Source organism: Yersinia sp. J1 (assembly GCF_050586585.1).
In the GTDB taxonomy this organism is placed as follows: domain Bacteria; phylum Pseudomonadota; class Gammaproteobacteria; order Enterobacterales; family Enterobacteriaceae; genus Yersinia; species Yersinia entomophaga.
Genome location: NZ_JBOBDP010000002.1, coordinates 305986 through 320570 on the forward strand (window position 1 = coordinate 305986; position 14585 = coordinate 320570).

Consider the following 14585-nt stretch of genomic DNA (forward strand, 5'->3'; position numbering starts at 1 on the left):
GTCTCAATGATGGCTTCTTCCTTGCTACCCAAGGCGCTGGCTGCGCCACCTAAAACCCTGTTGCTCCGTTGTGAGGAACTCAATGCTGATACGGAGTTTTTGCCGCATTCTCATCAATATGGGCAGTTAATTTGCGTCAAATCTGGCGTCGTTGCCATGAGCGTCGGTGGGCAGCGCTTCCTTGCTCCGCCAGAGTTCAGCCTATGGATACCTAGCGGAATGGAGCACTCTAGCTATAATCGGCGGCCAACCCAATATCGGGCCATAGATATTGCGTTGGATTTATGCAAAGAGCTGCCGGATTCTCCCTGTCTGATTAACTTTAGCCCGATCATTAATGTCATTCTGGAAGATTGCTTTACGCGCGGGATGTCTGCGCCGCAGACGCCGCAGGATCACCGTTTGGTGCAGGTGTTGATCGACCAACTGAAAATATCACCGATACAACGCACTTATTTGCCCACCTCGCAGGATAAACTGCTGGCACCCATTTTATCCGCGTTGGAGCGCTGTCCGTCAGACAATACGTCGTTATCTCAATGGGCTAAACGGGTTTACAGCACCGAGCGCACGTTATCTCGCCGCTGCCAGAGGGAATTAGGCATGCCTTTTAGCGAGTGGCGGCAAAGACTGAGGTTTTTACATGCTATTTCTCTATTAGAACAAGGAAAAACCGTAAATAGCGTGGCGTTGGAAGTGGGATACAGCTCGGCGTCGGCCTTTATTGTTATGTTCCAGCAAATTTCAGGCACCACGCCGGAGCGTTATCGGCGCGGACAATAGATTTTCCGAAGAAAGCCTCAGTTATAACGTTGGGTTCGAGTTCATTCAGTGGCAAAATAGCGCCCATCTTTTTCATCGGTATGGCAGCGCGCTGTCGGAGAGCAAAGTGAAAATTCTGGTTGATGAAAATATGCCTTACGCCAAGGACCTGTTCCAGCGTTTAGGTGAAGTGCAGGCGGTGCCGGGGCGACCAATTCCCCTTGAGGCTTTGACCCACGCGGACGCGCTGATGGTGCGCTCTGTCACTAAAGTCAACGCGGAATTGTTAGAAGGCACTGGCATCGGTTTTGTTGGCACCGCTACCGCGGGCACGGATCATGTGGATGAGGTCTGGCTACGTCAGCAGGGGATCGGTTTTTCGGCGGCTCCCGGCTGTAATGCTCTCGCGGTGGTGGAATACGTTTTTTCTGCCCTGATGATGATGGCGGAGCGCGATGGATTCCATCTGCGTGATAAAACCGTCGGAATTATTGGTGTAGGTAATGTGGGGGCGCGGCTTAATGCGCGCTTGCAAGCCTTAGGCGTTCGGACGTTATTGTGCGATCCCCCGCGTGCGGATCGGGGGGATTCAGAAGAATTCTGGCCGTTGGAAAAACTGGTGCGGGAAGCGGATGTGCTGACTTTCCATACGCCGTTAAACAAAAGTGGCCCTTATCAAAGCCTGCACATGGCGGAGGCCGAGCTGCTGGCCGCACTGCCGGATAACCGTATTCTGATCAATGCCTGTCGTGGTGCTGTCGTCGATAACGCGGCGCTGCTGAAGGCGTTGGAAAAAGGTAAAAAACTCAGCGTGGTATTGGACGTGTGGGAACCTGAGCCAGAGCTATCGCTGCCACTATTGGCGCGGGTGGATATTGGCACGCCACATATCGCCGGTTATACGCTGGAAGGCAAGGCGCGCGGCACCACGCAGGTATTTGAAGCTTTCAGCCGGCATATTGGTCAGCCGCAATCGGTGGAATTGTCCTCATTGTTACCTCAGCCGGAATTTAGCCATATTCGGTTAAATGGCGGGTTGGATGAAGGCAAATTAAAGCGATTAATGCACTTGGTGTATGATGTGCGCCGCGATGATGCGCCGTTGCGACAGGTTGCCGGTATTAAAGGCGAATTTGATCGGCTGCGTAAGCATTATCAAGAACGTCGTGAATGGTCATCGTTGTGCGTACAGTGCGACGATGAGGCCAGCGCAGAATTACTGCAAAAACTGGGCTTCACGACTCAGCTTTTGTAGGCATTTCAGTTTGTCAGCGAGTTAAACGCTGCAAATGACCTGAATTTAGATTATCAAGGCGGTATTGACCGCCTCTTTGTATTTGAACGAATTATTGTGGAGAAAACCAACATGTCTGACGGCTGGAATATTGCTCTGTTAGGAGCTACGGGCGCAGTAGGTGAAGCTTTACTGGAGCTGTTACAAGAGCGCCAGTTCCCGGTTGGTGAATTGTATCCTCTGGCCAGCGAGCGTAGCGCCGGAGCCACGGTGCGTTTCAATGGCAAAAGCCTGCTGGTGGAAAATGTGGCAGAGTTTGACTGGTCGCAGGCCCAGTTGGCCTTCTTTGTGGCAGGCAGCGAAGCCTCTGCGCTGTATGCGGAGGACGCCGGTAACTCCGGTTGTCTGGTGATTGATAGCAGCGGCCTGTTCGCCATGGAACCCGACGTTCCGCTGGTGGTGCCAAGCGTCAATCCGCAGGTTCTGGCCGATTATCGTAACCGTAATATCGTAGCGGTAGCCGATAGCCTCACTAGCCAGTTACTGACGGCAATCAAACCGCTGACCGAGCAGGCCGGTTTGTCCCGTTTACACGTTACCAGCCTGATTTCGGCTTCTGCTCACGGCAAAGCCGCCGTGGATGATTTAGCCGGTCAAAGTGCCAAATTGCTGAACGGTATTCCGGCTGAAGCTGCTATCTTCCCGAAACAGCTGGCGTTTAACGTCTTGCCACTGCTGGCGGACGAAGAGGGCAGCGTGCGTGAAGAGCGCCGCTTGGTCGATCAGGTGCGCAAAGTGCTGCAAGACGAAGGCCTGCCGATTTCCGTCAGTTGCATTCAGTCGCCGGTTTTCTACGGTCATGCACAAGTGGTTCATTTGGAAGCCTTGCGTCCTATCGCTTCTGATGAAGCTCGCAGTGAACTGGAAAGCTGTGAAGATATTCAGTTGACGGAAGAAGATGATTTCCCAACGCAGGTTAGCGATGCTTCTGGCAGCAACTATCTGAGTATTGGTTGTGTGCGTAACGATTACGGTATTCCTGAGATTCTGCAATTCTGGTCCGTTGCCGACAATATTCGCTTCGGCGGCGCGCTGATGGCAATCGAAACCGCAGAGCGCCTGTTGCAGGAGCAACTGTACTAATGTCTGAGCTTGAATTATCCCCGCAGCCGGAGCAGGCGGCGGGTCTGAAGATCGCGCTGGGCATTGAATACAACGGCAGCCGCTACTTTGGCTGGCAGCGTCAGCAAGAAGTGGCCAGCGTGCAGGCCTGTCTGGAAGCGGCGTTGACCCGAGTGGCCAACGAGCCTATCACCGTGCAGTGCGCCGGTCGTACTGACGCAGGCGTGCATGCAACCGGTCAGGTAGTACATTTTGTCACCTCAGCGGTGCGAAAAGATGCGGCCTGGACCATGGGCGTCAATACCCATTTGCCACCGGATATCGCGGTGCGCTGGGTAAAAACCGTCAGTGAAGATTTCCACGCGCGTTTCAGCGCTACCGCGCGTCGCTATCGTTATGTGATTTATAACCATCGCTATCGTCCGGCTATTTTGGCGCAGGGCGTGACCCACTGCTATATGCCGTTGGATGCGGAAAAAATGGCGCGCGCGGCGCAGGCGCTGTTGGGGGAAAACGATTTTACCTCGTTCAGAGCGGTGCAATGCCAGTCCCGCACGCCGTGGCGAAATGTAAAACATGTAAAAGTTTCCCGACAGGGCGCTTATATCGTGGTAGATATCAAGGCCAACGCATTTGTTCATCATATGGTGCGAAATATCGTTGGCAGCTTGATTGAGGTTGGATGCGGTAATCAAGACGAAAACTGGATTGCGGAGCTATTGGCGCTGAAAGATCGAACCAAAGCGGCGGCAACGGCGAAGGCCGAAGGGTTATATTTAGTGGCGGTAGATTATCCGGAACATTTTGATTTACCTCAGGTACCTATGGGGCCGTTGTTTTTGGCTGACGATGAGTTCTTAGCTGTGAAAAGCTTTTAGCTAAGCATGGTTTTTAGCTGAGAATAACTTTTGGCTAAGAAAGACTTTGGGTTGAGAATAGTGTCCGGGCGACTAGTCAATATATTTAGAGCAACTCATCTACCTGATTCAGGTGGGCGGCGGTGCGCTCGCTAATTGAGAGTGTTTATGGAATTCATACGGTTCGTTATTGATTTTATTCTGCATATTGATGTCCATCTGGCAGAGTTGGTAGCGCAGTACGGTATTTGGGTTTATGGCATCCTGTTTCTGATTTTATTCTGTGAAACCGGTCTGGTTGTGACGCCGTTCCTACCAGGGGATTCCCTGCTGTTCGTCGCTGGCACGCTGGCTGCATTGCCAACCAACGATCTCAATGTACATACCATGGTGGTTTTAATGGTGATCGCCGCAATTATCGGTGATGCGGTTAACTACACTATTGGCCGCGTATTTGGTGAAAAGCTGTTCAGCAATCCTGATTCGAAAATATTCCGACGCGCCTATCTGGATAAAACTCACCAGTTTTATGAGAAACATGGCGGGAAAGCGATTATTTTGGCTCGATTTGTTCCTATCGTGCGCACATTTGCGCCGTTTGTCGCCGGTATGGGTAAAATGTCCTATCGTCACTTTGCGGCGTATAACGTGATAGGGGCGTTGGTATGGGTGTTATTATTCACCTATGCTGGTTATATTTTCGGAAACGTGCCTTTTGTGCAGAACAATCTGAAATTACTGATAGTAGTGATTATTGTTGTTTCCATTTTGCCGGGTGTTATTGAGGTTTGGCGGCATCGCCGCGCGGCTACCCGCCAGAAAAATAAGTAAAAATGTTGCAGTAACCAAGGGTTCGACCAGTTTTTTATCCACAGTGTCGGGCCAATATGGTTTAATGTGTAACATTAATGGTCTGTTCCTGCGGACACTCCGAGAACCTGTGCCTAATCACGCTTCGTTGGCGTGGTGTTTGGGCACTTTTTGTTGGCAGTGTTTTCAGGGAGATGGTTACAGCATGAACAGCGGACTGGCATCGGCCAGGTTCAAACAGAAAGGTCATCGATGAGCTGGATTGAACGAATTCTTAACAAAAGCAACATCACGCAAACCCGTAAAGCGAGTATACCTGAAGGGGTGTGGACAAAATGCGATAGCTGTGGGCAGGTTCTGTACCGCGCCGAGCTAGAGCGTAATCTGGAAGTTTGTCCTAAGTGTGATCACCACATGCGTATGTCGGCGCGTCAGCGTTTACATACATTGTTGGATGCAGGCAGTGAAGTTGAACTGGGCAGCGAACTGGAGCCGAAGGATATCCTGAAGTTTAAGGATTCCAAAAAGTATAAAGATCGCCTTTCTGCAGCGCAGAAAGAAACCGGTGAAAAAGACGCATTGGTCGCAATGAAAGGCACTTTGTACGGTATGCCTATCGTTGCGGCTTCCTTTGAATTCGCTTTTATGGGCGGTTCAATGGCTTCCGTAGTGGGCGCACGTTTTGTCCGCGCGGTAGAACAGGCATTGGAAGACAATTGCCCTTTGGTCTGCTTCTCCTCCAGCGGCGGCGCCCGTATGCAGGAAGCGTTGATGTCATTGATGCAGATGGCAAAAACCAGTGCGGCGTTGGCAAAAATGCAAGAGCGCGGCTTGCCTTACATTTCTGTTCTGACCGATCCGACCATGGGGGGCGTTTCCGCCAGCCTGGCGATGCTGGGTGATATTAATATAGCCGAGCCAAAAGCGCTGATCGGCTTTGCCGGCCCGCGTGTTATCGAGCAGACCGTGCGCGAGAAGCTGCCACCGGGCTTCCAACGCAGTGAATTCCTGATCGAGAAAGGCGCGATTGATATGATCGTTCGCCGTCCGGTCATGCGTGAAACCTTGGCCAGCATTCTGTCTAAACTGACCAACCAGCCGCAGCCTATCGTGGCTGAAGCCAAAACTGTCGTAGTCGAAAACGACGATGCAGTAGAAGGCTAATTCGGCCTGCGGGCATCACTTTTACCGAGTGATGCCCGATTATCGCTGACAGAAATTGCGAGCTAAAGGTTGATTAACCACAGGGTAATTTAACCGGCGTCTGTCAGGCGTTCTGCCTGGCGAACACCATGGAATGAATCCAAGGCCAGTGACGGGACTCATGAATAATCATCAAATCCCCCAAGCCACGTCGCCTTTAGCCGCGTGGCTTTACTATCTTGAGCGTTTACATTTTCAGGCCATTGATATGGGTCTGGAGCGTATCAAACAGGTTGCCGAGCGGCTCGAACTGCTAAAGCCGGCGCCTATCGTTTTCACCATCGCCGGTACCAACGGTAAAGGCACCACTTGCTGTACGCTGGAAGCGATTTTACTCGCCGCCGGTTTACGAGTGGGCGTCTACAGTTCCCCACATTTGCTGGAATACACCGAGCGGGTTCGCATTCAAGGCCATGAGTTGCCTGAATCTGAACATAGCCAATCTTTTGCCTATATCGAAGCCGGTCGCGGCGACATTTCCCTGACTTATTTTGAATTCAGCACGCTATCCGCTTTGCATCTGTTTAAACAGGCAAAACTGGACGTGGTGATTCTGGAAGTTGGGTTGGGTGGGCGTCTGGATGCAACCAATATTGTGGATTCAGACGTCGCGGGCGTAACCAGTATTGCGTTGGATCATACCGACTGGCTGGGTGCAGATCGCGAAAGTATCGGTCGCGAGAAAGCCGGCGTATTCCGCGCCGGTAAGCCTGCGGTGGTCGGCGAGCCGGATATGCCAAACTCCATCGCCGCTGTAGCTAAAGAGTTGGGCGCGCATTTGTATCGCCGCGATGAAGCCTGGAAATTTAGCCAACAGGATTCTAGCTGGAACTGGCAGTGCGGAGCCTCTGAACTAAAGGATCTGCCGTTGCCAAACGTCCCCTTGGCTAATGCAGCCACGGCGTTGGCGGTATTGCACTATTCGCCGCTCCAGATCGCTGAGGAAGCTATCCGTCAGGGGCTGATCGCGGCGCAGTTACCGGGGCGTTTCCAAATTGTCAGTGAACGACCTATGCTGATTCTGGACGTTGCTCACAATCCTCATGCCGCCGGTTATCTCGCCGATCGCCTGTCTCAATTACCGGCGACTCAGGGTAAAGTTCGCGCGGTAGTGGGGATGCTGGCGGATAAAGATATCCCAGGTACGCTGGCGTGTTTAAGCCCGCAGGTTGATGAATGGTACTGTGCGCCGCTGGAAGGGCCGCGGGGAGCCAGCGCGGCAGCTTTGGCGCAGCATCTTGAAGCATCGCGGCAATTTACCGATGTGGCAACGGCGTGGCGTCAGGCCATGCAGGATGCGACAGCGGAAGACGTGGTTATCGTGTGTGGGTCTTTCCTTACCGTGGCTCATGTGATGGAAGCATTGAAAACGGGGAGTGTGAGTGGCCAGTAAATTCCAGAACCGTTTAGTGGGTACCGTCATTTTGGTGGCGCTGGGCGTCATTTTATTACCCGGTTTGCTGGATGGTAAGAAAAAGCATTATGAGGATGAGTTTGCCGCTATTCCATTAGTACCTAAGCCCGGCGATGCGGAAGAAATCGACGTGGTGCCGCCGGTGAACCAGCCTTTACCGACGCAGCCGCCAGAAGGTGCAGCGGAAGCCCTCGGAGCCAATAAAGGTGAAGAATCAGCCTCTCAGGCAGCTAACGATGCAGGTAGCGTTGCAACTCCGCCACTGGTCGTCAGTAAGCCTATTGAAACTAAGCCTGTACCGCCAAAACCGGTAGAGGTTAAGCCGATAGAAGTTAAACCGATAGAAGTTAAACCAATAGAGAAGAAACAGGCCGCGCCTAAACCGGTTGAGGTGAAACCTAAGCCTGAAGTTAAGCCGATAGAAACCAAACCTGAGGCGAAAGTGGAAGAAAAAGCGCCGACAGGACAGGCCTATGTGGTTCAACTGGGGGCGCTGAAAAACGCGGCCAAAGTGAATGAGATCGTAGCGAAGTTACGCTTATCGGGTCATCGCGCCTATACCGTGCCGGCTACGCCGGTTCAGGGTGAAATTACCCGCGTATTCGTTGGCCCGGATGCTTCAAAGCAGAATTTGCAATCGGCGTTGCCTGAACTGAATGCCCTAAGCGGCCTGAACGGGCAGGTTAAGGCATACAATACCGGCCGCTAAAGTGATTTACCCTTGTCCCGCCGCGGTAGAACGACGGCTGGCAAGGGGTTATAGCTAAGTTTGTGCGGCGATTGTTGTTTTTAAAATCGCCGCACTTTATTTATCGGAGCGCAGGAATTCCCCTACGCAAACGTTTTCTTTTTCTGTTAGAATTCGCCGCGAACAGGATGTAGGGGCGATTTCATCATTGGAATAGTCATGGTTTGGATTGATTACGTCATTATAGGAATTATCGGGTTTTCTGCTTTAGTCAGCTTGATCCGGGGTTTTGTCCGTGAAGCATTGTCACTTGTGACATGGGGATGTGCGTTTTTTGTTGCCAGCCATTTTTATGCTTATCTTGCCGTTTACTTCACGCGTTTTGAAGACGAACTCGTACGCAATGGCATCGCGATCGGCATCTTGTTCATTGCGACATTGATCGTCGGAGCAATTGTTAACTACGTGATTGGCTCGCTGGTTGAGCGTACCGGGTTATCGGGAACGGACAGAGTGTTGGGGATCTGTTTCGGCGCACTGCGAGGTGTGTTGATCGTTGCCGCCATGCTGTTCTTTCTGGATACCTTTACCGGCTTCTCACAAAGTGAAGACTGGAAACAGTCGCAGTTGATTCCGCAGTTCAGTTATATCATCAGGTGGTTCTTTGACTACCTGCAGAGCACGTCGAGTTTCTTGCCGAATCAATTACCGATTCGGAGCGGCTTATGAGGAAAGACACATGTGCGGTATTGTCGGTATCGCCGGTTTTACACCGGTAAACCAGTCGATTTATGATGCGTTAACGGTGCTTCAGCACCGAGGTCAGGATGCCGCAGGCATCGTCACCATTGATGCCAATAATGGATTCCGTCTGCGTAAAGCGAACGGTTTGGTGAAGGATGTTTTTGAAACCCGGCATATGCTCCGGCTGCAGGGAAATATGGGCATTGGTCACGTCCGCTACCCAACCGCCGGCAGCTCCAGCGCCTCTGAGGCCCAGCCTTTCTACGTTAACTCACCGTTTGGTATTACGCTGGCTCACAACGGCAATCTGACTAACGCTCACCAGCTGAGAAAGCAGTTGTTCGAAGTCTCCCGCCGTCATGTGAATACCACTTCTGATTCAGAAATTCTGCTAAATATCTTCGCCAGCGAACTGGATCGCTTCCAACATTATCCGTTGGAAACAGACAATATTTTTGCTGCCGTTGCCGCCATGCATCAGCTTATTCGCGGTGCTTATGCCTGCGTAGCGATGATCATAGGCCACGGTATGGTTGCTTTCCGCGATCCGAACGGTATTCGCCCTTTGGTGATTGGTAAACGCACCCTGGTTGATGGCCGTAATGAGTATATGGTTGCCTCTGAAAGTGTGGCGCTGGATACGCTAGGCTTTGAATTTCTGCGTGATGTGGCTCCGGGCGAAGCGGTGTATATCACCGAAAAAGGCCAGTTGTTTACTCGCCAGTGCGCAGAAAATCCTAAGTACAATCCTTGCTTGTTCGAGTATGTCTATTTTGCTCGCCCTGATTCCTTTATCGATAAAATCTCGGTCTACAGCGCCCGTGTACGCATGGGTCAGAAGTTAGGGGCTAAAATTGCCAAGGAATGGGAAGATCTGGATATCGACGTTGTTATTCCGATTCCTGAAACTTCCTGCGATATCGCGTTAGAAATCGCCCGTATTCTGGATAAACCGTATCGCCAGGGTTTTGTTAAAAACCGCTATGTGGGCCGTACCTTTATCATGCCGGGGCAGCAGGAACGCCGTAAGTCTGTGCGCCGTAAACTGAACGCCAACCGCGCCGAGTTCCGGGATAAAAACGTGCTGCTGGTGGATGATTCCATCGTGCGTGGCACTACGTCCGAACAGATCGTGGAAATGGCTCGCGAAGCCGGAGCGAAGAAAGTTTACTTTGCTTCCGCTGCGCCAGAAATTCGTTTCCCTAACGTTTATGGCATTGATATGCCGAGTGCCAATGAGCTGATTGCTCACGGACGTGAGGTTGACGAAATCAAACAGCTGATCGGCGCCGATGCCCTGATTTTCCAGGACTTAAGCGATTTGATTGACGCGGTAGGTGAAGACAATCCGGATATTACTCAGTTCGAATGCTCGGTATTTAACGGCATTTACGTCACTAAAGACGTCGATCAGAGCTATCTGGAATATCTGGAGTCTTTACGTAGCGATGACGCTCAGGCGTTGCGTAGTCAAAATGAAGCAGAAAACCTTGAGATGCATAACGAGGGGTAATTCTCCGCACGCTATTTCGCTGGTTCAGTAGCGTTGCAGCGTTAAGTGCCAAGGGGCTTTCTGGGTATTAAAAAGGTGCAACCGGCTAATCAAAGCGGTGCACCTTTTTTTGTCATATCTTGCTAATATTTCTGTGATACGGCACAGTTTGTCCCTATTCCATTATTTTTCCGCATTTTTCTTTGAATACGCGGCCAGTTTGAGGCAGTTCTTCATGAGGCGACTTATTATCGGTATTTCCGGCGCTAGCGGGGCGATTTACGGCGTTCGGCTATTACAGGTGCTGCAAAGCGTCGCTGATGTGGAAACCCACCTGATTATTAGTAATGCTGCCCGGCAAACTTTGGCGCTGGAAACGGATCTGAGCCTGCGAGATGTACAGGCGCTGGCCGACGTGGTTCACGATGCCCGAGACATTGCTGCCACTATTTCCTCCGGTTCCTATAAAACCACAGGCATGGTGATTCTACCGTGCTCGATCAAAACCCTATCCGGCATTGTACATAGCTATACCGACGGACTGCTCACGCGTGCTGCCGACGTTGTGCTGAAAGAACGCCGCCCGCTAGTCCTGTGCGTGCGTGAAACGCCGCTGCACTTAGGCCACCTGCGCCTGATGACACAAGCTGCTGAATTAGGAGCGGTTATTATGCCGCCGGTGCCGGCTTTCTATCATCGGCCAACCAGCGTACAGGATATTATCGACCAAACCGTTAATCGGGTAATAGATCAGTTTGATATCGAATTGCCTCAGGATCTGTTTGTTCGTTGGCAAGGCTCAAATTAACAATATTTCCCCAAATTGATACATTTGTGCAACATCGCACTAAAATTAAACAGATTATGCACCACAATGATCCTGCTTAGTTTCCTGCGTAGTTGGACGAATTTCGCATTTTGTCCTGTTTGCGGGCGCTGACGTCTTTCGAACTGTCGATTTTAGTGGTTATCGCGCTGATAATGGGACTGATGGAAATCCTTTCATTATTCGTCATTACTGGCACGATTACTGCAAATTGATTTACGAAAGCTCAGGGACGACAAAATAGCAACGTACTCCGTGGCATCGAAAATCAATTTGAGGGTAATGTATGAAAAAGCAGATATTGGCCATTTCTATGGTACTGGCTCTGGCAACCGCCAGCAGCGCCTTTGCTGCCATACCTAAGACGTTGAAAGTAGGCACCGATCCTACTTATGCGCCATTCTCGTCTAAAAATGCCAGCGGTGAGTTGGTGGGTTTCGATATTGATTTAGCGAAAGAACTCTGTAATCGCATTGATACTAAATGCACCTTTGTCGACAGCGATTTCGATGCGCTGATCCCCTCTCTGAAAGCGAAAAAAATCGATGCCATCATCGCATCCTTGTCCATTACTGAGAAACGACAGAAAGAAATTGCCTTCACTGACAAACTCTACGCGGCGAACTCTCGCCTGATTGCCCAGAAAGGCTCGACCATTCAACCCACGCTGGAATCTCTGAAAGGCAAGCGCATTGGGGTATTGCAAGGTTCAACCCAGGAAGCGTTTGCCAATGCTTTATGGCAGCCCAAAGGGGTAGATGTGGTGGCTTATCAGAATCAGGATCTGATTTATGCCGATCTGGCTTCTGGTCGTATCGACGCGGCCTTCCAGGATGAAGTGGCAGCTAGCGAAGGCTTCCTGAAGCAAAAAGGCGGCAAAGATTATGCCTTTGCCGGTCCTTCGGTAAAAGATGACAAATTCTTCGGCGTGGGTACTGGTATGGGCTTACGTAAAGATGATACCGAACTGAAAGCGGCGCTGGATAAAGCCTTTGCCGAAATGCGCAAAGACGGCACTTACGACAAGCTGGCGAAGAAATACTTCGATTTTAACGTTTACGACTAGTTTTACCGACAGGTTGCTCAGCCTCTGCCGCAATGGCAGAGGCAATTTCTGACAACCAACCAGACCCACACTCAGTGATAGCAGGAAAAACCGATGCTGGATGGATATTCCAAACTGATATTTGATGGTGCGCTGGTGACGCTGGAATTAGCGTTGTGCTCGGTGCTGCTGGCCTTGGTGATAGGCATGGTGGGCGCTGGGGGGAAATTATCCGCTAATCGCTTGTTGTCCAGCGTATTTGAGTGTTACACCACCCTGATTCGCGGGGTGCCTGATTTGGTCTTAATGCTGCTCATCTTTTACGGTTTGCAGATCATCTTAAATTCCATCACTGAATCTCTGGGATTCAGTCAGATCGATATTGATCCATTATCTGCCGGTATTATCACGTTGGGTTTTATTTACGGCGCGTATTTTACCGAAACCTTCCGCGGTGCCTATATGGCCGTTCCCCGTGGGCAAATCGAGGCGGCGACTGCTTTCGGTTTTTCCCACAGCAAGATATTCCGTAGGATTATGTTTCCCGCCATGATGCGCTACGCCTTGCCCGGCATTGGTAATAACTGGCAGGTGATCCTAAAAGCAACGGCCTTGGTCTCCATTCTGGGTTTAAACGATGTGGTTAAAGCCACGCAACTGGCGGGTAAAGGGACTTACGAGCCGTTCTTCTTTGCTATGGTGGCCGGTGCGGTTTATCTGATCTTCACCACGTTATCCAATGGTGTGCTGTGGTGGCTGGAACGCCGTTATTCTCAAGGTGTGAAGAGGGCTGAGCTATGATGGATATTCTGCATCAATACTGGCAGTCACTGCTTTGGAGCGATGGCTACCGTTTTACCGGCGTGGCGATAACGCTGTGGCTGCTGATTTCTTCGGTGGTGATGGGCGGGCTGCTGGCGATTCCGCTGGCTGTAGCGCGGGTTTCACCAAATCGCGCGATTAGCCTGCCGGTATGGTTCTTCACCTATATCTTTCGCGGTACGCCTCTCTACGTACAGCTTTTGGTGTTTTACTCCGGTATGTACAGCCTAGAAATTGTGCGCGGCAGCGAGTTTTTAAACGCCTTTTTCCGCAGCGGGCTGAATTGCACCATTCTGGCGCTGACGCTGAATACCTGTGCCTACACCACGGAAATCTTTGCCGGAGCCATCCGGGCGGTGCCGCAGGGGGAAATTGAAGCGGCGAATGCCTATGGTTTTTCCCGATTTAAGCTCTACCGCTGCATTATTTTACCTTCGGCGCTGCGTATCGCCTTACCGGCTTACAGTAACGAAGTCATTTTGATGCTGCACTCCACGGCGCTGGCTTTTACCGCCACCGTACCGGATATCCTGAAAATCGCGCGGGATATCAACGCCGCGACCTATCAACCTTTTTACGCTTTTGGCATCGCGGCGGCGCTGTATCTGATAATTTCATTTGGTTTGATCAGCCTGTTTCGTCAGGCGGAAAAGCGTTGGTTGGCACATATTAAGCCGCAGTCGACGCATTAAAGTTTTATCCCGTCGGGGCTACGGGATGGGGCATTTTAAATCAGGGATGCGCAGGCTCCCCGCTGGCGCCAAGTACGGAGAGAATGATGATAACAACATCCGAAACCAAATTAGCCGTGATCGAGCTGCATAAGCACTATGGCGAGCATGAAGTATTAAAAGGCGTATCGCTATCGGCGAAAGCCGGTGACGTGATTTCCATTATTGGATCATCAGGATCGGGGAAAAGCACCTTTTTACGCTGTATCAACTTTCTGGAAAAACCCAGTGAAGGTTCGATTAGCGTGAATAATCAAGACATAAAGTTAGTTCGTGATAAAGACGGGCAACTGAAAGTATTCGATAAAAAACAGCTGCAACTGTTGCGTACCCGCCTGACGATGGTATTCCAGCATTTTAATCTGTGGAGCCATATGACGGTGCTGGAGAACGTTATGGAAGCGCCAATTCAGGTGCTCGGCCTGAGCAAATCGGTGGCGAAGGAGAGAGCGATTCGCTATCTGGATAAGGTTGGCATTGATGAACGGGCGCGGCAAAAGTATCCGGTTCATCTGTCTGGCGGCCAGCAGCAGCGGGTTTCCATTGCGCGGGCGCTGGCGATGGAGCCGGATGTTTTGCTATTTGACGAACCGACTTCGGCGCTGGATCCTGAGTTAGTAGGAGAAGTGCTGCGAATTATGCAAAAACTGGCGGAAGAAGGGAAAACCATGGTGGTCGTGACTCATGAAATGGAGTTTGCCCGCCACGTTTCCAACCATGTGATATTTCTGCATAAAGGTGTTATTGAGGAAGAAGGGCCACCGGCCGAATTGTTCGGTAATCCGCAAAGTGCGCGCCTGAAACAGTTTCTTTCAGGCGCATTGAAATAATCAAA

Annotated in this window: 15 protein-coding genes; all 15 read left to right on the forward strand. The window is 51.1% G+C overall.

All coding sequences use genetic code 11. The features are described from left to right. Positions 1-9: 9 nt before the first annotated feature. The 15 genes from ACQ4OC_RS06090 to hisP all read left to right on the forward strand — a co-directional run bounded on the left by ACQ4OC_RS06090 (position 10) and on the right by hisP (position 14580). Positions 10-783, forward strand: a complete 774-nt coding sequence (locus ACQ4OC_RS06090) for an AraC family transcriptional regulator (protein WP_128821785.1) — start codon at positions 10-12, stop codon at positions 781-783. 106 nt (positions 784-889) lie between these two features. Next, positions 890-2017: a 4-phosphoerythronate dehydrogenase PdxB gene (gene pdxB, locus ACQ4OC_RS06095; protein WP_064517161.1), complete on the forward strand. Its 1128-nt coding sequence runs from the start codon at positions 890-892 to the stop codon at positions 2015-2017. Positions 2018-2128: 111 nt separating this feature from the next. Continuing rightward, on the forward strand, positions 2129-3139 hold the full coding sequence (locus ACQ4OC_RS06100; RefSeq protein ID WP_064517163.1) for an aspartate-semialdehyde dehydrogenase: 1011 nt from the start codon (positions 2129-2131) through the stop codon (positions 3137-3139). Continuing rightward, positions 3139-3996 carry a tRNA pseudouridine(38-40) synthase TruA gene (gene truA, locus ACQ4OC_RS06105; RefSeq protein WP_064517166.1) on the forward strand — a complete coding sequence of 286 codons (858 nt, stop codon included), beginning with the start codon at positions 3139-3141 and terminating at the stop codon, positions 3994-3996. Before ACQ4OC_RS06100 ends, truA begins: the two co-directional genes overlap by 1 nt. Positions 3997-4143: 147 nt before the next feature. Beyond that, positions 4144-4806, forward strand: coding sequence for a DedA family protein (locus ACQ4OC_RS06110; RefSeq protein WP_064517168.1), 663 nt, complete (start codon positions 4144-4146; stop codon positions 4804-4806). Positions 4807-5037: 231 nt separating this feature from the next. After that, positions 5038-5949, forward strand: coding sequence for an acetyl-CoA carboxylase, carboxyltransferase subunit beta (gene accD, locus ACQ4OC_RS06115; RefSeq protein ID WP_064517170.1), 912 nt, complete (start codon positions 5038-5040; stop codon positions 5947-5949). Between the two features lie 160 nt (positions 5950-6109). Beyond that, positions 6110-7381 (forward strand): bifunctional tetrahydrofolate synthase/dihydrofolate synthase, encoded by a 1272-nt coding sequence (gene folC / locus ACQ4OC_RS06120; protein ID WP_120805883.1) that lies wholly within the window; start codon positions 6110-6112, stop codon positions 7379-7381. Continuing rightward, positions 7371-8111 carry a cell division protein DedD gene (gene dedD, locus ACQ4OC_RS06125; protein WP_064517173.1) on the forward strand — a complete coding sequence of 247 codons (741 nt, stop codon included), beginning with the start codon at positions 7371-7373 and terminating at the stop codon, positions 8109-8111. The genes folC and dedD overlap by 11 nt, the downstream gene beginning before the upstream one ends. 198 nt (positions 8112-8309) lie before the next feature. Continuing rightward, positions 8310-8819, forward strand: a complete 510-nt coding sequence (gene cvpA / locus ACQ4OC_RS06130) for a colicin V production protein (protein WP_120805887.1) — start codon at positions 8310-8312, stop codon at positions 8817-8819. Positions 8820-8829: 10 nt separating this feature from the next. After that, a complete protein-coding gene (gene purF / locus ACQ4OC_RS06135) occupies positions 8830-10347 on the forward strand; it encodes an amidophosphoribosyltransferase (protein ID WP_064517177.1) in 1518 nt (505 codons plus the stop codon). Between the two features lie 214 nt (positions 10348-10561). Further along, on the forward strand, positions 10562-11134 hold the full coding sequence (locus ACQ4OC_RS06140; RefSeq protein WP_049597006.1) for a UbiX family flavin prenyltransferase: 573 nt from the start codon (positions 10562-10564) through the stop codon (positions 11132-11134). A 304-nt stretch (positions 11135-11438) separates the two neighbouring features. Continuing rightward, positions 11439-12218 (forward strand): lysine/arginine/ornithine ABC transporter substrate-binding protein ArgT, encoded by a 780-nt coding sequence (argT, locus tag ACQ4OC_RS06145; RefSeq protein WP_064517179.1) that lies wholly within the window; start codon positions 11439-11441, stop codon positions 12216-12218. Between the two features lie 93 nt (positions 12219-12311). Next, positions 12312-12998, forward strand: a complete 687-nt coding sequence (locus ACQ4OC_RS06150; protein ID WP_430971021.1) for a histidine ABC transporter permease HisQ — start codon at positions 12312-12314, stop codon at positions 12996-12998. Continuing rightward, positions 12995-13711 carry an ABC transporter permease gene (locus tag ACQ4OC_RS06155; protein WP_064517182.1) on the forward strand — a complete coding sequence of 239 codons (717 nt, stop codon included), beginning with the start codon at positions 12995-12997 and terminating at the stop codon, positions 13709-13711. The genes ACQ4OC_RS06150 and ACQ4OC_RS06155 overlap by 4 nt, the downstream gene beginning before the upstream one ends. Positions 13712-13794: 83 nt before the next feature. Continuing rightward, positions 13795-14580, forward strand: a complete 786-nt coding sequence (gene hisP, locus ACQ4OC_RS06160; protein WP_064517183.1) for a histidine ABC transporter ATP-binding protein HisP — start codon at positions 13795-13797, stop codon at positions 14578-14580. Positions 14581-14585: the final 5 nt, after the last annotated feature.